Here is a 17,392-nt window from a genome sequence, read left to right as displayed (position 1 = left end):
GGGGGCGCACGGGCGGGTGCCTAACGTCGTTTGCCTGTTCCCGGCCCGCCCCCAATTCTTTCGAGCATCACATCGCCGTTTTCAGCAGATCGAACATGAGCGCTCGGGCATCCGGTCGATCAACCTCAGTCGGTGGGTAAATGACGCTCGCGGCCCACCAGAACCCCTCCGGGGTTTGAATTATTACGGCGAATGCCGCGCCGGAGCGGTTGTCCGATGGAATACCGTCCGAACTCCAACCGGCATGACCTCTTATGGTCCGATACTCGCCCTCTCCGCCAAAGCGGACCGAAGGAAAAATACGGTTCCGATCTTCTTGGACGTAGTCATTTATCGAACGGCGTTCCTCGGTCTCGAAGCCAAATTCAACGCGCGTCCGACGAAGAGCATCATTGAACTCGTAGGAAACACGGGCTGGACCGGTACTCTTCTGAGAGACATCCCATCCGAGTGGCAGCATCACCTCGTGCCCACTGCGCGGGTTCTTCCATCTACCCGGAGACGTCATGCCCGTCGTGGATGAATTTGTCTCTACGGATGCCGTTGCCGTTAGATCGGCCTTGCTGCTCATTGTCCTATCCATCGTGTTAAGTGTAAGCACTACGAGGGCAAGAGCTGCAAACACCACCACAAAACCGACTATGTGCACTCCACCCACAGGCGATACCAGTACGGTAAAGCCGCCCGATTCGTCATAGGACGCTAGCTGCTTCTGGCGTAGTCGGTTAGCCTGACGCCACATTGCCACGTGCCCAATGAGGGGAAATCCAAGAGCAATGCCGCGGAGCCACATTCCGAGGTTCCGCTCAAGGTGCTCGGAAAAGATTAGGGGATGGCCGTTTCGATTCGCAACATGGAGTCCCAACAACGCCTTTCCCAGAGTATTCCCGAAGATTACATGAGAGGTAGCGTCAACGGCCTGTGCGGAGGGCAACATTGTCAAAGCAAAAAAGGCGCTTCCCGTCGGCGTGCTAAACCATTCCTGAACCGACGGAAACATCCTACTGACTACGAGCATGAGCAATACAACCACGACAAGTTCTAACCAGGTGTCAAGTGTTCTTGCCCAAAACCGTCGCCACGGTCCGGCAGTAACAGGGCGCGCCTTCGGCAGGGGAGGAGGCGCGGCGGGAATCATCTGTGCGAGTTCAACGAGAGACGACAGCCGTTCCCAATTCTCCATGTCCTCCCGCCACACCAACGTGTCGAGGCTGATTTGCCGCTCGTCGAGCAGGGTCTTAAGTAACTCGATGGGAACAGGGCCGCGCCGATTGCCCCTTGATTCATACCACCACCCATTCACGAAAAATCCCTCCTCTATGGCGGCAGCCATGTGCGCTATTGCTGGCCCACAAAATGAGCATCTTCCAAGCGACGAAGAGAGTTCGCCACGCTCAGCAGAACGTGCCGATGATAAGCAACTATCCCAACGGTCTGCAAAATTTGTTACACGCGGAGGTTTTCAGGGGGTCGGCGTGAGAGCACTACGCAGGTACCCCTGTCACACAGGCACCGGTCGCGGTCGCGGTCCATCGCCCTCACCGATAGGACGTCGTCAAGGAACTCCGCAACGGTCTCTACCCCGCCTTGATGGGTCGCCGACGCTTGCGCTTTCGGTCCCTCATGGGCCGCGCGGGCAGCACCGACAGGAACTTCGGCGAGGAGACGATCGAGGAGGCCGTCCAAAGTCTCCGTGACCGGGACAAACTCCACCGTCTCGACTTCTCGGTTGTGGGCAGAAATAGCAGCATTAGGTTCGCGCAACTACTTCGGTTTGAAAGCACTACCCGGCGCCCGAGGGGTCCAGTCTGTAAATCGGGTTTTTCGATGTACGTCCGCTAAATGTTCGGCCTTGCCGAGTCTGTACCGAACTTCCCACGCAGCTGCGGCCGCCGCGACTCGCTTGTCATCTGCCTTCATTTTTTCAGCTTCGGCAGCCGCGGCCCGCTCAATCGAAATCAACACCTCTGCCTGTGCCTCGTCGAGCGACACGTATCGCTTGAGCGCGCGGACAACATCGGGGAACGAATCCAAGAATGCGCGTTTCGACACTTTCACCTGACGGACGAGCGGCGAGCTGCGTTTTGGCCGGCCCGCTTCGTGTGTATTCTTCACTTCAATACCTCGACGGGCCAGCCGAAGTAACTGTACAGGTACTGACCGCCACCCTCCTTGTCGGTTAGCTTCACCCTGATCTTGAAGCGCGTCCCGACAGGGTATTCCCGCTTCAGCCGATCAGCACACTCGACGAACAGCGACGGCGGGAATGGCTGACCGGGTATCGGCCGTACATGAACAGGGCCGTGTTTTCCGCCCGTACTCGCAGGACGGAAGGACTCGACAATGATTTCCTTGTAGTTGCCGTGCAGTGCCATAAGTGCATCCTCATCCAATAAGAGGTGACATGCAACTAGGATACGAGGCGCACATCATCTGCGATTGTGAAATACGTTACGGGCTGGCCTTTTTTGTCCCTGCCCGTGCTCACGGGCAATGACTGGATGGGACGGATATAGGCAGGGGCTCCGCAGCCCGAAAGCAAGGAACTTCAGTGGGGAGGCTATGAGGGCGACCAATGCATCCATGACCGGGACGAAAACTCTACCTACCCGGCTGTCCGGTTCTGGGCAGAAATCGCAGCCTTGAGTCCGACGACGGAGAAGACTAAGGGCAGTACATCATTCCATTTGCCAATCGGCATGTTCCCGAATTGGATATGTATCGGTCCCCCGCACCTCTCGGGTAGTAGGTGCCCCCTCCATCTCGACATCCCGCGTAATCACACCTCACGGGCTGCGGGCCCCGGTCACCGCTTCGCTTTGTGCTGAAATCATCCTCCCGGCCTGCTGGCGTTGCACGTCGAGGCGGCGCAGTATCAACCTCTAACTCCTGAGAATTTCGTCTGCCCGGGGAAGGGGCGGCGCCGCAAGCGGAAAGCAGTGCCTCCCGGTGCGAAACCGTGTAGCCCGTTGGTCCCGGTCCTGCCCTGAGAAGATCGTCACATAGGGCCGTGCGCGGTCCGCGCACGGGGTGCTGACTGCGGGTAGGCGCCTCTGCACAAGCAGCGACAATCGACCTCCGTTGCGCCGCGGTAAGTCCATTCGCACCGGGTAGCGGTTTCTTCATCTCTGCGCACAGTCGCGAGTTCGGACCTGTCATGGATGGTTCCGGTCGGCCGTCACCGATTGCGCCCCCAGCCGGCCCGCTCGGGCGCGCTTCCTCCCACTGGCGCCGTGCAGCTTCCTGCCTTAACCGCGAGCCGTCGAACTGATTAGCAGGGTGGACAGCGATAGCGTCGCCCACGTTTTTTCCGTGGCACGGGGCATCAGAGAACGAGATTTTGCCGGTCCCGTCTTCTTTGCATTTGTACACCTGCGCGACAGCAGGATCGAGCACGGCAAAAAGCGCGGCTACAGCAAGCGCGGTGCGAAGCATGACTCCACCCTTTTCCCATCGGAACCAGTCGATGATAACGGGTTATCCCGCGGGACTGAAGGAGATGACACCCGAAGGTTTTCAGGGGGGCTTGGTGTGAGAGCACAGGGTAGACACCCACCGGCACCCCACCCCACCCCTTGTCCCACCCCCCGGAGGGCACCCCCTAGTTGCGAGGCGTCAAGGCACCCGGGGGCTACGTGCTTACACGTAAGCAAGTATTTGATTTTCATACATATTGCTTGACGAAAGAATACCGTACCCATGACAATGAATGTACCTGACCGACCGGACAGGATCGGCGGCGCGGGGTGTTGCTGCACCCCGCCCGCCTGACCACAGCGCACGACGAATAGGAGAAGTGCATCATGGCTACCCTGAATCATACGACACCCGCTTACGATTGGATCGGTCTCACCGTGGATGCCACGGAGCGCACCGTATCGCACCTACAACGGGCGACCGTCGCCCAGCTAGAGCAAGCCCTCGCCCGCAAGCGAATGACCGACCTGGAGCGCGATTTGATGCGCAAGGCACACGCGATGCTCCACGGCGACGTGGAAGCCGCTGACCACTGGATGGCGCAGGTTGTCGAGCTGTCGGGCCGCACGTTGACCGACCGGGAACGCGCGCTGCTCGGACTGGTTGATGTACTTGCGGAAACCTGCACGGCCTGAGCGAAGCACGTTGCGAGGGTGACAGAGAGCCGGGGCGACCCGGCTTTTTCGCCTCTTGGGGAGGGGGGGTAGCACCCCCAGTCCCAGCGGAACGGCAACCAAACGGCAACCGCGAGACAGAAAGCAAAACGCCAACCCCGGAGGATTGGCGTAAGTGCTTGAATCTATGGTGCTGCTGACCGGAATCGAACTGGTGACCTACTGATTACGAATCAGAATTTCCCGTCTGACGAAAACATAGACGAACATCACAAAATACCGCTCAAACCGTTGCTGTTGCTGCTTGTATGACGAATCAGGCTACACCGACTGATAGACAAGAATAGATGCGCATCGCTACAATCTGGCTACACCGTGGCTACACGGGGGCGCGTGTAGCCAGATTCTCGTGTGTCATCAGAGGCCGGCTACACCGTGTAGCCAAAATCCAGAGGACATATCATGCAACGCGAACGCCTGACCCCGGACCGCATCCGCCGCTTTACCTGCCCCGATGGGACGAAGCAAGCCTTCCTGTGGGACACCGTAGCGCCCCGGCTTGCCGTGCGTGCGACCGCTGGCGCGAAGTCCTACATCTTCGAAGCGAAGATGAACCGGCAAACCATCCGCCGCACGATAGGCGACGTGCGCGCGTGGAATCTCGACGACGCCCGCGCAGAAGCGAACCGGCTGCAAGTGCTGGTGGAGTCCGGCACCGATCCACGAGAACTCGATCGACAGGAGGCCGAAGCGAAAGCCGCTGCCAAGGCCGCACAGGAGGCTGCCAAGCGCGCCGCCGACGAACGCAGCCGCTACACCCTGCGCGCCCTGTGCGACGCCTACACGGGCCACTTGGAGCGCATCGGCAAGGACAAGAGCGCCGCCGCGACCCGCTCCGCTTTCAAGTGCCACGTTTTCACGCATGAAGCGATTGCCGCCGCCCCTGCCCGCGAAGTGACCTCGCACCAAATCGCTGCGATGGTCCGCAAGGTACGCGAGGCTGGCAAGGAGCGCGCCGCCGGTATCCTGCGCAGCTACCTGTCCGCCGCCTTCAACGCTGCCAAGCGCGCGCCCTTCGATTCCGCGATGCCTGCCGACCTCATCGCCTTCGGTGTCGAGCACAACCCGGTCGACAACATTCCCGCCATCGCAGTGCAGGCCGGAAACCGCACCCTGTCCGCCGACGAGCTGCGCGGCTACATCAAAGCCCTTGGCGACGAACTGCCGGACCAAGCCTTGCGGCTGGCGCTTCTGGCCGGGGGGCAACGCATGGCGCAACTGCTGCGCGCCAAGGTGAGCGACTACGACGCCGACACCGCGACGCTTCGACTGTGGGACGGCAAAGGCAAGCGACAGAGCGCACGCGAACACCTGCTGCCGCTTGCACCGAAAGCCGCCGCGCTCGCTGCTGGTCTGGTGGCCCGGGCCAAGGAGCGCGAGCAGAGGCGTGCTGAAGCTGCCGGCGAAGCCCCCGGCGACGTGGGCGGCATGTGGCTTTTCTCGACGTATGGCAAGGTGGCGATGATTTTCACGACACCGGGCAAGCGCGCCGCCGAAATCAGCGCCGGCATGAAGTGCGAGCCCTTCGACCTGCGCGACATCCGCCGCACCTGCGAAACGATGCTCGCCGGCATGGGCATATCACGCGACACGCGGGCGCAGTTGCTATCCCACGGCATCAGCGGAGTCCAGGCCGCGCACTACGACCGGCATGCCTACACCGACGAGAAGCGCGCCGCACTGGTGGCATGGGAAGCGCGGCTCGACGCCATCGAGAAAGGCGAGAAGCCGGCCGGCAACGTGCGCCCGCTCCGGCGCAAGAACAAGAACGCTGCCTGAATTGTAAATCGACGCTATACAAACTATGATTGTCTCGTTCCGCCACAAGGGCTTGGAAGCGTTCTTCCGCACCGGCTCCCAAGCAGGCATCCAGCCGATGCACGCCAAGCGCCTGCGGGAGATGCTGACCGCCTTGAACGCTGCCGCCGGACCCGAAGACCTTGCCCGCCCTTCCTGGCGCTTGCACGGCCTGACTGGCGACCGCACCGGCTTCCTGTCCATGACGGTGCAAGCGAACTGGCGTTTGACGTTCAGATTCGAGGGCGGAACCGTGGAACTGCTGGATTACCTCGACTACCACTGAGGCACGACACATGAACATGCACAACCCCGCGCCGCCCGGCGAATTGCTCGCCGGCTGGCTCGAAGACCTCGACATGAGCGTGACCGCCTTTGCCGCGCACCTGGGCATCAGCCGCGTGATGCTCTCGCGCATCCTCAACGGTCACGCCGCAGTGACCGCTGACATGGACCTGCGACTATCCGAAGCACTGGGCACGACGCCGGGCTACTGGTTGAAGCTACAGGCGCAGCGCGACCTGTGGGCGGCCGGCGAGCGTGCGAAGGAACGGCCACCGGTGGCGCGCATCGGCGCCTGACCGAGCAATGCCGCGCCTATCCCGACGGGGAGAAAACCGGGACACCATCGCCCGGCTGGCGCGGCACCTTTTTCGATGGAGCGCGAGATGGAGCGCGAACGATGACCCCTTATCTTCCCAAGTACGCAACGATCGAGCAGGCGTGCGACTGGCTGGAGCATGAAACAGGCGAAAGCTGGATTCTTGCTCGACTGCTTGAATGCCATCTGAAACCATGGATTTGGATTGATTACAAGCCCGGATGGCCTGACATTTTTGGGTCAAGGCTAGAGGGGTATTTGGCTCCAATGGTCTTTGCTGGAGACACTCAGCGCATGGAGGCCGATGGAACTGACGCGCTCGTTACCATGACGAGAACTCACGACGGCAAGCTGTTGAAAATAGAGCCCGGATGGCGAGTACCCCTCTCCGAGATTCGCTTTAAGCGGGAGGATATCCAGCGGGTGCTAGAGATAGTGTCTGCGTCGTCTGCCAGGCATGTGAATGCCTCAGCCGCACATGAAGAGGCCACGCCCGCGCCGCCAGCGCCAGAGGATGCGCAAGAGCCGAGCGGAGCGCCCGACCCGTGGATAGTGCGCGCCCGCGAATACGCCGCCGATATCTGGCTGCGCGAGCTGGGGAACAACAAGCGCCCCACCAAGGAAGGCATTGCGCCAGAAATTGCCGGCCGGCTTTGGCGCGGCAAGATGGTGACTCGCAGACGAGCGCGCATCACGGCTGATTACATCGTGAGCCATGCTTTGAACCCGAAGCGGAACGGAGGATGGGAGCCGCCCCTTCCCGACTAACCGGAAAACCCGGAAAACCCGGAAAACGAAGCCCGGAAAAATTTTTCCGGCTGTAAGTGATTGAAAAGAGGCGAATTCTTCGGAGTTCGTCTTTTGTTTTTTCCGGCTGAGATTTTCTCTCGTCACATCACATAGACGAGGGCATACAGCCATGCAGCAAACGATTCAGACCGCGACACTCGCGCAGCGCATCGGGTACAAGCCCGCCAGCATCCGTACCGCCGTCTGGCGCAACGGACACTTCCAGAACATAAAGCCGTTCAAATTGCCATCCGGTCGCCTTCTGTGGCCCGCTGATGCAGTAGCCCGGCTGACCGGTGGCGTGGAGGGCGTTTGACATGAAAACGCCCGGAACCCATACCGCAGTCCCGAGCGCCGTCGACAAGCGCCATTCTACCTCCGCCGACCTTTTCCCGGAACTGAACCCGGCATTCCGTGCGCCGATCCTGCCGAAGGCCGGAACCGTCAAGGCCAAGGCGCTTGGCGCACTCATCGCCGGCCCGGTGTCGCAGCCGACGTTTCCGCATTCGTGGAGGTTGGCCGCATATGTCGACGAATTGATCGATGACGGATGGGCGGTCCTGTCCAAGGACATCGCCTTTCATGGCCGCGTCATCGCGGAGTACCGGATCGATCCCCAAGACCCGCCGACTCGTGCAGGCATCGCAGCACATGGGCAGCGAGGGTTCATTGCGCCGCACCTGATGGGCTTGCTGGCAGTCTCCACGCCGGCCGTGGCCGCGCTGGTGGCGACTGTGCTGGGGTGGCTCGCATGAGCAAGATCACGCCGCCCTTGCGCCTGCTGGTGGATATTTCGGCATGGCAGCGCGAAGTATTCAACATGCCGAACCCCGCCGCCGCCTGCGGTGCATTGCTGCTGCTCAAGATGCACCTGTGGAGGACGGGCCCCATCCCCGACGACAACCACGCACTGACACGCATCACCGGCACGACGCCGGCAGAGTGGAAGAAGCTGCGCCGGGATATCGAGCCGCTGTTCATCGTGATGCACGGCGAATGGCAGCGCGAGGACTGGAACGACGAACTGGAGCAGGCTTACCACGCCGTCAATCGAGCTTCGCAGGCCGGCAAGAAGGCCAACGCGGCACGATGGGGACAGTGCAAAAAGGTATCCGAATCGGAGTCCGAATCGGATCGCAATCGGAGTCCGAATCCGATCCTAAATAATAAAGAGAACCGCAACGGCCAAAAACCAACCCCCCAAGCCCAAAAACCAAAGCCCCGGGCCAAGGCAAGCAAGTTTGTTTCAGGCGACTTCGAGGACGATGTTCGGATCGCGGAACGTGGCTTGGGCATAGGGGAAGCGGCATGACCGCCCCGACCCAGCTACGCCCGTATCAGGAAAGGGCGCTTCACGAGACACGCTCTGCCTTGGCCCGGGGGGTTAGGAGGGTGGCACTCTACCTGCCGACCGGTGGAGGCAAGACGGTTTCAGCCGAGGCCATGATTCGCGGAGCTGTCGCCAAGGGAAAGCGAGTGCTGTTCATCGCCAACAGGAAGCAACTGGTGGCGCAGGCATCCGCGCACCTGACCCGCGCCGGCATCGCGCACGGCATCCTGCAAGGTGACAACACCCGCCATCTTCACGCGCATGTGCTGGTGTGCTCGATCGACACCATCGCCGTGCGCGGCATCCCGGACGATGTGGGACTCCTCATCATCGACGAGGCGCACGCGGTCGCAGGATCGAAGAAGTACCGCGACCTGCTGTTCCGGTACAACCGCGTTCCCGTCATCGGTCTGTCTGCTACGCCGTTCAGTCCGGGGATGGGCAGGCACTACGACGAACTCCGGGGGCCGCTGTTCGAGGAGCTTGTCATCGGCGCGACGATCCGCGAGCTGGTCGAACTCGGCAATCTGGTCGACGTGGAGTGCTACGCCCCGTCCGATCCTGATTTGACCGGCGTGCGGACACAGCGCGGCATCGGTGGCGAACTCGACTACAGCGAGACGCAACTCGCGGAGGCGGTCGATACGCCCGCTCTCGTGGGCGACATCGTGTCGCACTGGTTCAAGCTGGCGCGCGGGAAACAGACGGTGGCGTTCGCTACGAGCATTGCGCACTCGCAACACATCGTCGCCGAGTTCGTCCGGGCCGGCATCGCCGCCGAGCATATCGACTACCACTTCGACGACGACGAGCGCGCCGCCGTGCTGGATCGCTTCGCGCGCGGTGAAACCATGATCCTGTCGAACGTGGGATTGTTGGCCGAAGGCTGGGACTGCCCGGCGACCGAGTGCATGATCCTCGCCCGCCCGACCAAGAGCCTGATTCGCTACATTCAAATGGTGGGCCGCGTGCTGAGGCCGCATCCGGGCAAGGAACGCGCCGTGCTGCTGGATCACAGCGGGACGGTATTGCGTCTGGGGTTTGCGACCGACGATCTACCCCTCGAACTCGACGACGGCAAGGCGAACGCATCCACCCGCAAGAAGGAGGAGCGCAAGCCATCCGAGCCGAAAGCCTGCCCGAGCTGCAAGTTCGTCCGCCCGGCCGGCGTGCATGCCTGCCCGTCCTGCGGATTCGCGCCGCAACGCCTGAACGATGTGGAGGTCGCAGAGGGCGAACTCGTGAAGATCGATCGCAAGGTCAAGAAGCCGGCGACCCCGGACCGCAAGCAGCATGTCTATTCGCAACTGCTGCACATCTGCCGCAAGAAAGGGCACAAGCCCGGATGGGTAGGCAACCAGTACCGCGCGATGTTCGGCGTGTGGCCGCGCGGACTGCGGGAAGTGACTGCGACGCCGACCCCGGAAATCGAAGGCTGGCTGAAGTCACAGCGCATCGCCTACCTCAAGGGCCGCGAGAAGGCGCAGGAGGGTCGCGCGAATGTCTGAGAGACTCGACGTGCGCCAGATCGCAAAAGGCCGGTGGCGCGGCATCCTGCTGGCGCTGGGGCTCGACGAGCGCACCCTGAGCGGCAAGCACTGCGCCTGCCCCTTGTGCGGTGGCAAGGATCGCTTTCGCTTCGATGACAAGGATGGGCGAGGAACCTACTTCTGTTCCGGCTGCCGCCCGGGCGACGGCGTGCAACTTGCGATGGGCATCACCGACCTGTCGTTCGTGGAAACCGCGCGGCGCATCGAGCAGCTTGCAGGCGTGGTGCAGCCCGTCACCCGCACCCCCGAGCGCAGCGACGACGACAAACTCGACGCCCTACGCCGGGTATTCCGCGAGTCGGCACCGATCCAGTGCGGGGATGAAGCACATCGCTACTTGGCTGGGCGGGGGTTGGCGCTGTACGACCTGCCCGAGTCCATCCGCCTGCATCCCGCCCTGCACTACCGCGACGACGAAACGAGCGGCATGTTTCCGGCGATGGTGTCGCTCGTGACCGGGCCGGACGGGAAAGCGCGCAGCTTGCATCGGACATATCTTCACGACGCCCGGAAAGCGCCTGTGGCCGCTCCGAAGAAGCTAATGCAGGGATTGCCACTTGCCGGCGCTGCGATCCGCCTGACGCCCGTTTCCGAAGTGCTGGGCATTGCCGAAGGCATCGAGACTGCGCTTGCCGCATCCGAGCTGTTCGAGGTGCCCACATGGTCCTGCATCAGCACTGCCGGCATCGAGAGCTTCGAGCCGCCGGAAGGTGTCCGGGAGATCGTCATCTTTGCGGACCACGACGCCAACTTCGCCGGACAGAAAGCCGCCTATGCCGCCGCGCACCGGCTGTCACTCAAGGGCTTCGAGGTGGAGGTGTGCATTCCGCCGACCGTGGGCGACTGGCTGGACGATCTGAATCGCCGCAAGCAGAAGATTCAAAGTGGGAGCAGGCAGGCATGACGACATCCAAGCAAGCTGGCCGGACACGGGTAGGGGGCATCGAATCTCTGGCACTTCGCCCCCTGTTACCGGCTGGTTCCAGCCATGCAAGTCCTAACCCGGAAAATTCCCGAGCGCACATCCGCTCGCACGCGCAGGAGAACAGCATCATGCAGAATCTTCCCCGAACCGTTACAAGCCTCCTGAACCGCCGCAGCCATGCGGAAGGGCTCGCATATGCCGAAGCCGTCAAAAGCCGCCTGCTGGCCGATTTGGAGCGTTTGAAGGCCAATGGCGCGACCCATGCGGAGATCATTGCCTATCTGGCGCAAAGCACGCCCGCCAGGTAGCCGAGACGGTCCGTTGGAAAACCGCCGCATTTCGCGGCTGTGCGAAGCGATGGAACCAGCCGGTAACGGCCCCTGAACGCCTGAAGATTTGACCGCCCCCTCCCGACCCGGCCCCGCGCCGGGTTTTCTGTTTGTGGGGCTCGCCCGGCTACACCTGTCGGATTTGGCTACACCATGGCTACACGGCGACCAGAAAGCAAAACGCCAACCCCGGAGGATTGGCGTAAGTGCTTGAATCTATGGTGCTGCTGACCGGAATCGAACTGGTGACCTACTGATTACGAATCAGTTGCTCTACCGACTGAGCTACAGCAGCAAGGCGGCGAAATATACATCAGGTAGGCGCAGGGTTCAACTGTCGCGTGTGCAGAAAGGGCTGGTACTCATCTGCGGCAAAACGCGTTGCCGGCAGAGCGGCTGCCTTCCCGTCGCCGACGCCTCTCAGGCCTGCCGCCAGTAGTCCGGGCGGCCGTAGTGATTCTTCAGGTGGTCGATGAAGAGCCGGACGCGCAGTGCGAGATGCTTGCGCTGCGGAAAGACGGCGTAGATGCCCGTCGTCGGCGCAGCGAACGTGTCCAGCACAGACACCAGACGCCCGGCGCGCAGGTCGGCGTCGACCTCCCAGAGCGAGCGCCATGCGAGCCCGTGACCGGCGAGCGCCCACTCGTGCAGCACCGCGCCATCGTTGCATTCGAACCGGCCGCTGACCTTGAGCGTGATCGTCTCGCCGTCCTCGCCGCGGAACAGCCAGCCCCGCTGCTGGCCGAGCGATAGGCACTTGTGGCCGGAGAGATCCTGCGGCACCGCCGGCGCGCCGAAGCGCGCAAGGTAAGCCGGGCTCGCGACGACGACGCGGCGGTTCTCGGCGAGCCGGATCGACACCAGGCTCGAATCGGGAAGCTCGCCGATGCGGATCGCGCAGTCGATGCCTTCGTTGACGAGATCGACGACGCGGTCGCTGAGATCCAGCATGCATGACACGTCCGGGTTCATTTCGAGGAAATCGCGCATCAGCGGCGCGACGTGGATGCGGCCGAACCCGGCCGGCGCCGACACCCGGATATGCCCGCTCGCCTTGACCCCGCCGAGGCTGACCGACGCTTCGGCATTCGCCAGATCATGCAGGATGCGCTGGCAATCCTCGAGGAACGCGGCCCCTTCGAACGTCAGCGCGATGCTGCGGGTCGTGCGCGTCAGCAGCTTGACCCCCAGGCGCTGTTCCAGCGCGTCCAGACGTCGTCCGATGATGGCCGGGGTGACGCCCTCCGCCCGCGCCGCAGCCGAAAGGCTGCCGCGGCTAGCAATATTGACGAAACTCTCGACCTGTTTGAACGTGTCCATTTTGTACTGAAAGTAATAGATAAATTGACTGATGCACGTCTTCTATCGCGCACATGATACCAATACACTCCTCTTCGACCTGGGGGTGGAGGAGACGCTGCCCCGACAATCGAGACGGCTGCGAGCGGCAGGGTTGCCGGTCGCCAAGGCGCACGAACCGGAATTCCGACGACGATGAAACATCCTGACCAGATCCGCGCAATCGCTTTCGACGCCTACGGCACCCTCTTCGATGTCTATTCCGTGGGCGCGCTCGCCGAGCAGCTTTTTCCCGGTCACGGTGAAGCGCTAACCGCGATGTGGCGGCTGAAGCAGATCGAATATACGTTCCTGCGCACCCTGTCGGACCGCTACAAACCGTTCCTCGAAGTGACGGACGACGCGCTGCGGTTTTCGGCCAGCCGGCTCGGCCTCGGCATGAACGACGTGCAGCATCGCCAGTTGATGAACCAGTATGCGTGCCTGTCGCCCTTCCCCGAAAACCTCGGCGCGCTGAAGACTTTGCGCGAGCTCGGCGTGCCGCTGGCCGTGCTGTCGAACGGCACGCCGCGGATGCTCGATGTCGCGATCAAGAGCGCCGGCATGAACGGGCTGTTCGATCACGTGCTGTCGGTCGACACGGTGCGCCAGTACAAGACCGCCGACGCCGCGTACCAGCTCGGCCCCGACGCTTTCGGCTGCGCAGCGCGCGACATCCTGTTCGTTTCGTCGAACGGCTGGGATGCCGCCGGCGCGACCTGGTTCGGCTACACGACCTTCTGGATCAACCGCTCGGGCCAGCCTCTCGAAGCGCTCGACGTGACGCCGTCGGCGATCGGCCAGCGGCTCACCGATGTGGTCGACTTCGTCCGCCCGCGCCTTGTCGGCGCGCCCCGCACATGACCCTTCGCCCATGACCCCGACCGAACTCCTCGTCATCGGCGTCGCTGCGGCGATGGCCGGGGCGATGAACGCGGTCGCCGGCGGCGGGACGTTCTTCTCGTTCCCGGCGCTGCTTGCGATCGGCGTGCCGCCGGTGATCGCGAACGCCAGCAACGCGGTCGCGCTGTGGCCGGCGAGCGTGTCGAGCGCCTACGCGTATCGCGGCGAGCTGGCGCGCTTCGGCAAGGGCCTGCCGGCGCTCACCGCCGTCGCGTTCGTCGGCGGCATCGCCGGCGGCCTGCTGCTGCTGTCGACGCGCGACGACACGTTCTCGATGCTGATTCCGTGGCTGCTGCTGATCGCGACGGTGATGTTCGCCGGCAGCGGGCGGATTTCGGGCCTCCTCGCGCGGCTGCGCGGGCCGGCCGCAACCGGCCCCTCGCACGCAACGCCGGGCGGCCTGCTGTTCCAGTTCGCGGTGTCAATCTACGGCGGGTTCTTCGGCGCCGGCATGGGCATCGTGATGATCGCGGCGCTGGCGATCCAGGGCCACCGCGATATCCACGACATCAATGCGCTGAAGAACTGGCTGTCGGCAGTGATCTACAGCGTCGCCGTCGTGACCTTCGTCATCGCCGGCGCGGTGAGCTGGCCGCACACGCTGGTCATGCTGGCGACCGCCGCGCTGGGCGGTTACTGGGGCGCGGTCGGCGCCCGCAAGGTTCCCGCCGCGTGGTTGCGGCGCTTCATCATCACGGTAGGCACTTCGCTGACCGTCTACTATTTCTACACGACGTACCTGCAATAAAGGCGAGACATCATGACCGAACGAATCCAATGTAATCAGCTCCAGGTGGACGCGGCGCTGCAGCGCTTCATCGAAACCGAAGCCCTGCCCGGCACCGGCCTCGACGCGGCGGCGTTCTGGAAAGGCTTCAGCGAACTGGCCAACGAGCTCGCGGTCAAGAACCGCGCGCTGCTCGCCGAACGCGACCGCCTGCAGGCCGAGATCGACACCTGGCACCGCGCGCATCCGGGTCCGATCCAGGACATGCCGGCGTACCGCGCCTTCCTCGAGTCGATCGGCTACCTGCAGCCGGTGCCGGCGCCGTTCAAGGTCAGCACCGCGAACGTCGACGTCGAGATCGGTGAACAGGCCGGCCCGCAGCTCGTCGTGCCGATCATGAACGCGCGCTATGCGCTCAATGCCGCGAACGCGCGCTGGGGCAGCCTGTACGACGCGCTGTACGGCACCGATGCGATTCCTTCGGACGGCGGCGCCGAGATCGGCGCGAGCTTCAACCCGGTGCGCGGCGCGCGCGTGATCGCTTTTGCGCGCGACGTGCTGAACCAGGCCGCACCTCTCGCGCAGGGCGGACACGACCAGGCCGCCTCCTACGCCGTCGCCGGCGGCAAGCTCGTCGTCACGCTCACCGACGGCGCCCAGACCGGCCTCGCCGATGCCGCGAAATTCGCCGGCTTCCTGGGTCAGGCCGACGCGCCGTCAGCCGTGCTGCTGAAGAACCACGGCCTGCACCTCGAAATCCAGATCGACCGCAACCACCCGATCGGCAAGACCGATGCGGCCGGCATCAAGGACGTCGTCGTCGAAGCCGCGGTGTCGACGATCATGGACTGCGAGGACTCGGTCGCCGCGGTCGACGCCGAGGACAAGGTCGTCGCCTACCGCAACTGGCTCGGTCTGATGAACGGCACGCTGGTCGAAACGTTCGACAAGGGCGGCAAGCTGGTCGAACGGCACATGAACGCCGACCGCGAATACACCGCGCCCGACGGTTCGGCGCTGCGCCTGCACGGCCGCTCGCTGCTGTTCATCCGCAACGTCGGCCACCTGATGACCAACCCGGCGATCCTGCTTGCCGACGGCACCGAGATTCCCGAAGGCATCATGGACGGCGTCGTGACGACGCTGATCGCGCTGCACGACCGCACCCGCCGCGGCAATTCGCGCACCGGCAGCGTCTATATCGTCAAGCCGAAGATGCACGGCCCGGCCGAAGTCGCATTCGCCAGCGAACTGTTCGGCCGCGTCGAGCAGCTCCTCGGGCTGCCGGCGAACACGATCAAGATCGGCATCATGGACGAGGAGCGCCGCACTTCGGTGAACCTCGCCGCCTGCATCAAGGCCGCCGAGTCGCGCGTCGCGTTCATCAACACCGGCTTCCTCGACCGCACCGGCGACGAGATGCACACCGCGATGGAAGCGGGCCCGATGATCCGCAAGGGCGACATGAAGACTTCCGCCTGGATCCAGGCGTACGAGCGGCAAAACGTGCTGATCGGCCTCGACTGCGGCTTGCGCGGCAAGGCCCAGATCGGCAAGGGCATGTGGGCGATGCCGGACCTGATGGCGGAGATGCTCAAGCAGAAGATCGGCCATCCGAAGGCCGGCGCGACCACCGCGTGGGTGCCGTCGCCGACCGCCGCGGTGCTGCACGCGCTGCACTACCACCAGGTCGACGTCAAGGCGGTGCAGCAGGAGATGGAAAAGATCAGCCTCGACGCCGAGCGCGACACGCTGATGAACAACCTGCTGACCGTGCCGGTCGCCGCGAACCCGAACTGGAGCGCCGCCGAGATCCAGCAGGAGCTCGACAACAACGCCCAGGGCATCCTCGGCTACGTCGTGCGCTGGATCGACCAGGGCGTCGGCTGCTCGAAAGTGCCGGACATCAACAACATCGGCCTGATGGAAGACCGCGCGACGCTGCGCATCTCGAGCCAGCACATCGCGAACTGGCTGCGCCACGGTGTCACCAACGAAGCCCAGGTGCTCGAGACGATGAAGCGCATGGCGGCGGTCGTCGACCAGCAGAATGCGGGCGATCCGCTGTACCGCCCGATGGCGCCGGATTTCGACCAGTCGGTCGCGTTCCAGGCGGCGAAGGACCTCGTGTTCAAGGGCTGCGCTCAGCCGAGCGGCTACACCGAACCGCTGCTGCACCGCTGGCGCCAGGTCGCGAAAGCGCGCGGCTGACGCCCCGGGCGTGCAACGCAACACCGATCCGCCCGACGCCGGGCGGATCGGTTGTTTTCCGCACCAGGACAGCGTCCATCCTGCTCGCCACGGCACCGCGCCTGCATCGAGGCGGCGCTTCACGACGAAACGCTCATACTGCTGCTTTTGATTCGCGACTTTCCCGATGACCACACCCGATCTTCCGACCGATGTGCGCTGGCCCGACGTGCCCGCCGTCCATGGATGGCTGTCGCTCGACCGGCGCGGTGGCTGGCGGCTCAAAGGAGAGCCGGTCACGCATGGCGGGCTGATCGCCTTCCTGAACGCCCATTACGGATCGGACGGCGACGGCAACTGGTTCGTCCAGAATGGACCGCAGCGCGTCTTCGTGACGCTGGATTACACGCCGCTGGTCCTGCGGCTCGACGTGGACGACAGCCTCACGGCGCACACCGGCGCGGCGACGGGCCCGATCATTGCGGCGTACCTCGACGAGGACGGCAACGTGCTGCTGCATGCGTCGCAGGGTGTCGGGCTGCTCGACGATCGGGATCTTTCCGCATTCGTCGGGCAGTGCCGGGCCGACGACGGTGGGCCGGCGAGCGACGCTGCCTTCGTCGAAGTCATGGGCGGCGGCTCGGGAGTGGTGTGGCACGGCCTGCCGCTGCAGGCGATCAGGCACGCGGAGGTCGCCGCGCGTTTCGCGTTCCGGCCCCGCCCGGAGCCCTGAACGCACAGTTTTTCTCTTCCTCCGGCACG

The 17,392-nt window shown here is 63.5% G+C and carries 19 protein-coding genes and 1 tRNA gene; 15 read left to right on the top strand and 5 right to left on the bottom strand.

Features of this window, described 5'->3' with window-relative positions; genetic code table 11:
• Window positions 1-67: 67 nt before the first annotated feature.
• From pbN1_RS14910 to pbN1_RS14900, 3 genes are all read right to left on the bottom strand, one after another.
• Complete coding sequence (locus pbN1_RS14910) at window positions 68-1,333, bottom strand: RDD family protein (RefSeq protein WP_169203313.1); 1,266 nt, start codon at window positions 1,331-1,333, stop codon at window positions 68-70.
• Between the two features lie 431 nt (window positions 1,334-1,764).
• Window positions 1,765-2,115: a hypothetical protein gene (locus tag pbN1_RS14905; RefSeq protein ID WP_169203314.1), complete on the bottom strand. Its 351-nt coding sequence runs from the start codon at window positions 2,113-2,115 to the stop codon at window positions 1,765-1,767.
• Window positions 2,112-2,375, bottom strand: coding sequence for a hypothetical protein (locus pbN1_RS14900; protein WP_169203315.1), 264 nt, complete (start codon window positions 2,373-2,375; stop codon window positions 2,112-2,114). Before pbN1_RS14900 ends, pbN1_RS14905 begins: the two co-directional genes overlap by 4 nt.
• A gap of 1,428 nt (window positions 2,376-3,803) precedes the next feature.
• Between pbN1_RS14900 and pbN1_RS14895 the strand changes: the two genes are divergently transcribed.
• From pbN1_RS14895 to pbN1_RS14845, 11 genes are all read left to right on the top strand, one after another.
• Window positions 3,804-4,112, top strand: coding sequence for a hypothetical protein (locus pbN1_RS14895; RefSeq protein WP_169204262.1), 309 nt, complete (start codon window positions 3,804-3,806; stop codon window positions 4,110-4,112).
• 441 nt (window positions 4,113-4,553) lie between these two features.
• Window positions 4,554-5,930: an integrase family protein gene (locus pbN1_RS14890; RefSeq protein WP_169204261.1), complete on the top strand. Its 1,377-nt coding sequence runs from the start codon at window positions 4,554-4,556 to the stop codon at window positions 5,928-5,930.
• Between the two features lie 25 nt (window positions 5,931-5,955).
• On the top strand, window positions 5,956-6,234 hold the full coding sequence (locus pbN1_RS14885; RefSeq protein ID WP_169204260.1) for a type II toxin-antitoxin system RelE/ParE family toxin: 279 nt from the start codon (window positions 5,956-5,958) through the stop codon (window positions 6,232-6,234).
• Window positions 6,235-6,244: 10 nt separating this feature from the next.
• Window positions 6,245-6,529 (top strand): HigA family addiction module antitoxin, encoded by a 285-nt coding sequence (locus tag pbN1_RS14880; protein ID WP_168954391.1) that lies wholly within the window; start codon window positions 6,245-6,247, stop codon window positions 6,527-6,529.
• Between the two features lie 101 nt (window positions 6,530-6,630).
• A complete protein-coding gene (locus pbN1_RS14875) occupies window positions 6,631-7,317 on the top strand; it encodes a hypothetical protein (protein ID WP_169204259.1) in 687 nt (228 codons plus the stop codon).
• 151 nt (window positions 7,318-7,468) lie between these two features.
• Window positions 7,469-7,654 (top strand): DNA-binding protein, encoded by a 186-nt coding sequence (locus pbN1_RS14870; protein WP_169119496.1) that lies wholly within the window; start codon window positions 7,469-7,471, stop codon window positions 7,652-7,654.
• 1 nt (window position 7,655) lies between these two features.
• A complete protein-coding gene (locus tag pbN1_RS14865) occupies window positions 7,656-8,093 on the top strand; it encodes a hypothetical protein (protein ID WP_210147517.1) in 438 nt (145 codons plus the stop codon).
• A complete protein-coding gene (locus pbN1_RS14860) occupies window positions 8,090-8,650 on the top strand; it encodes a DUF1376 domain-containing protein (protein ID WP_169202170.1) in 561 nt (186 codons plus the stop codon). Before pbN1_RS14865 ends, pbN1_RS14860 begins: the two co-directional genes overlap by 4 nt.
• Window positions 8,647-10,176, top strand: a complete 1,530-nt coding sequence (locus tag pbN1_RS14855; protein WP_169202169.1) for a DEAD/DEAH box helicase — start codon at window positions 8,647-8,649, stop codon at window positions 10,174-10,176. Before pbN1_RS14860 ends, pbN1_RS14855 begins: the two co-directional genes overlap by 4 nt.
• Window positions 10,169-11,122 carry a DUF7146 domain-containing protein gene (locus tag pbN1_RS14850; RefSeq protein ID WP_169202168.1) on the top strand — a complete coding sequence of 318 codons (954 nt, stop codon included), beginning with the start codon at window positions 10,169-10,171 and terminating at the stop codon, window positions 11,120-11,122. Before pbN1_RS14855 ends, pbN1_RS14850 begins: the two co-directional genes overlap by 8 nt.
• A gap of 149 nt (window positions 11,123-11,271) precedes the next feature.
• Window positions 11,272-11,451 carry a hypothetical protein gene (locus tag pbN1_RS14845; protein ID WP_210147516.1) on the top strand — a complete coding sequence of 60 codons (180 nt, stop codon included), beginning with the start codon at window positions 11,272-11,274 and terminating at the stop codon, window positions 11,449-11,451.
• A gap of 240 nt (window positions 11,452-11,691) precedes the next feature.
• Here pbN1_RS14845 and pbN1_RS14840 read toward each other — a convergent pair.
• Window positions 11,692-11,767, bottom strand: a tRNA-Thr gene (locus pbN1_RS14840).
• A 125-nt stretch (window positions 11,768-11,892) separates the two neighbouring features.
• Window positions 11,893-12,792: a LysR family transcriptional regulator gene (locus pbN1_RS14835; RefSeq protein ID WP_169201860.1), complete on the bottom strand. Its 900-nt coding sequence runs from the start codon at window positions 12,790-12,792 to the stop codon at window positions 11,893-11,895.
• A gap of 174 nt (window positions 12,793-12,966) precedes the next feature.
• On the opposite strand from pbN1_RS14835, the gene pbN1_RS14830 reads away from it, so the two are divergent.
• The 4 genes from pbN1_RS14830 (at window position 12,967) to pbN1_RS14815 (ending at window position 17,363) form a co-directional block, all read left to right on the top strand.
• Window positions 12,967-13,674 (top strand): haloacid dehalogenase type II, encoded by a 708-nt coding sequence (locus tag pbN1_RS14830; RefSeq protein ID WP_169201861.1) that lies wholly within the window; start codon window positions 12,967-12,969, stop codon window positions 13,672-13,674.
• 10 nt (window positions 13,675-13,684) lie between these two features.
• Window positions 13,685-14,461: a sulfite exporter TauE/SafE family protein gene (locus tag pbN1_RS14825; protein WP_169201862.1), complete on the top strand. Its 777-nt coding sequence runs from the start codon at window positions 13,685-13,687 to the stop codon at window positions 14,459-14,461.
• Between the two features lie 12 nt (window positions 14,462-14,473).
• On the top strand, window positions 14,474-16,651 hold the full coding sequence (locus pbN1_RS14820; protein WP_169201863.1) for a malate synthase G: 2,178 nt from the start codon (window positions 14,474-14,476) through the stop codon (window positions 16,649-16,651).
• Between the two features lie 166 nt (window positions 16,652-16,817).
• Window positions 16,818-17,363: a DUF2946 family protein gene (locus pbN1_RS14815; protein WP_169201864.1), complete on the top strand. Its 546-nt coding sequence runs from the start codon at window positions 16,818-16,820 to the stop codon at window positions 17,361-17,363.
• Window positions 17,364-17,392: the final 29 nt, after the last annotated feature.

The organism is Aromatoleum bremense, from assembly GCF_017894365.1.
Lineage (GTDB): Bacteria > Pseudomonadota > Gammaproteobacteria > Burkholderiales > Rhodocyclaceae > Aromatoleum > Aromatoleum bremense.
This window is presented reverse-complemented; position numbering and strand designations above follow the sequence as displayed.

What these genes read in the sequence shown, in the direction of transcription:
- pbN1_RS14910 (WP_169203313.1), bottom strand. Translation starts at nt 1,333, where the DNA reads ATGGCTGCCGCCATAGAGGAGGGATTTTTCGTGAATGGGTGGTGGTAT.
- pbN1_RS14900 (WP_169203315.1), bottom strand. Translation starts at nt 2,375, where the DNA reads ATGGCACTGCACGGCAACTACAAGGAAATCATTGTCGAGTCCTTCCGT.
- pbN1_RS14895 (WP_169204262.1), top strand. Translation starts at nt 3,804, where the DNA reads ATGGCTACCCTGAATCATACGACACCCGCTTACGATTGGATCGGTCTC.
- pbN1_RS14890 (WP_169204261.1), top strand. Translation starts at nt 4,554, where the DNA reads ATGCAACGCGAACGCCTGACCCCGGACCGCATCCGCCGCTTTACCTGC.
- pbN1_RS14885 (WP_169204260.1), top strand. Translation starts at nt 5,956, where the DNA reads ATGATTGTCTCGTTCCGCCACAAGGGCTTGGAAGCGTTCTTCCGCACC.
- pbN1_RS14880 (WP_168954391.1), top strand. Translation starts at nt 6,245, where the DNA reads ATGAACATGCACAACCCCGCGCCGCCCGGCGAATTGCTCGCCGGCTGG.
- pbN1_RS14875 (WP_169204259.1), top strand. Translation starts at nt 6,631, where the DNA reads ATGACCCCTTATCTTCCCAAGTACGCAACGATCGAGCAGGCGTGCGAC.
- pbN1_RS14870 (WP_169119496.1), top strand. Translation starts at nt 7,469, where the DNA reads ATGCAGCAAACGATTCAGACCGCGACACTCGCGCAGCGCATCGGGTAC.
- pbN1_RS14865 (WP_210147517.1), top strand. Translation starts at nt 7,656, where the DNA reads ATGAAAACGCCCGGAACCCATACCGCAGTCCCGAGCGCCGTCGACAAG.
- pbN1_RS14860 (WP_169202170.1), top strand. Translation starts at nt 8,090, where the DNA reads ATGAGCAAGATCACGCCGCCCTTGCGCCTGCTGGTGGATATTTCGGCA.
- pbN1_RS14855 (WP_169202169.1), top strand. Translation starts at nt 8,647, where the DNA reads ATGACCGCCCCGACCCAGCTACGCCCGTATCAGGAAAGGGCGCTTCAC.
- pbN1_RS14850 (WP_169202168.1), top strand. Translation starts at nt 10,169, where the DNA reads ATGTCTGAGAGACTCGACGTGCGCCAGATCGCAAAAGGCCGGTGGCGC.
- pbN1_RS14845 (WP_210147516.1), top strand. Translation starts at nt 11,272, where the DNA reads ATGCAGAATCTTCCCCGAACCGTTACAAGCCTCCTGAACCGCCGCAGC.
- pbN1_RS14835 (WP_169201860.1), bottom strand. Translation starts at nt 12,792, where the DNA reads ATGGACACGTTCAAACAGGTCGAGAGTTTCGTCAATATTGCTAGCCGC.
- pbN1_RS14830 (WP_169201861.1), top strand. Translation starts at nt 12,967, where the DNA reads ATGAAACATCCTGACCAGATCCGCGCAATCGCTTTCGACGCCTACGGC.
- pbN1_RS14825 (WP_169201862.1), top strand. Translation starts at nt 13,685, where the DNA reads ATGACCCCGACCGAACTCCTCGTCATCGGCGTCGCTGCGGCGATGGCC.
- pbN1_RS14820 (WP_169201863.1), top strand. Translation starts at nt 14,474, where the DNA reads ATGACCGAACGAATCCAATGTAATCAGCTCCAGGTGGACGCGGCGCTG.
- pbN1_RS14815 (WP_169201864.1), top strand. Translation starts at nt 16,818, where the DNA reads ATGACCACACCCGATCTTCCGACCGATGTGCGCTGGCCCGACGTGCCC.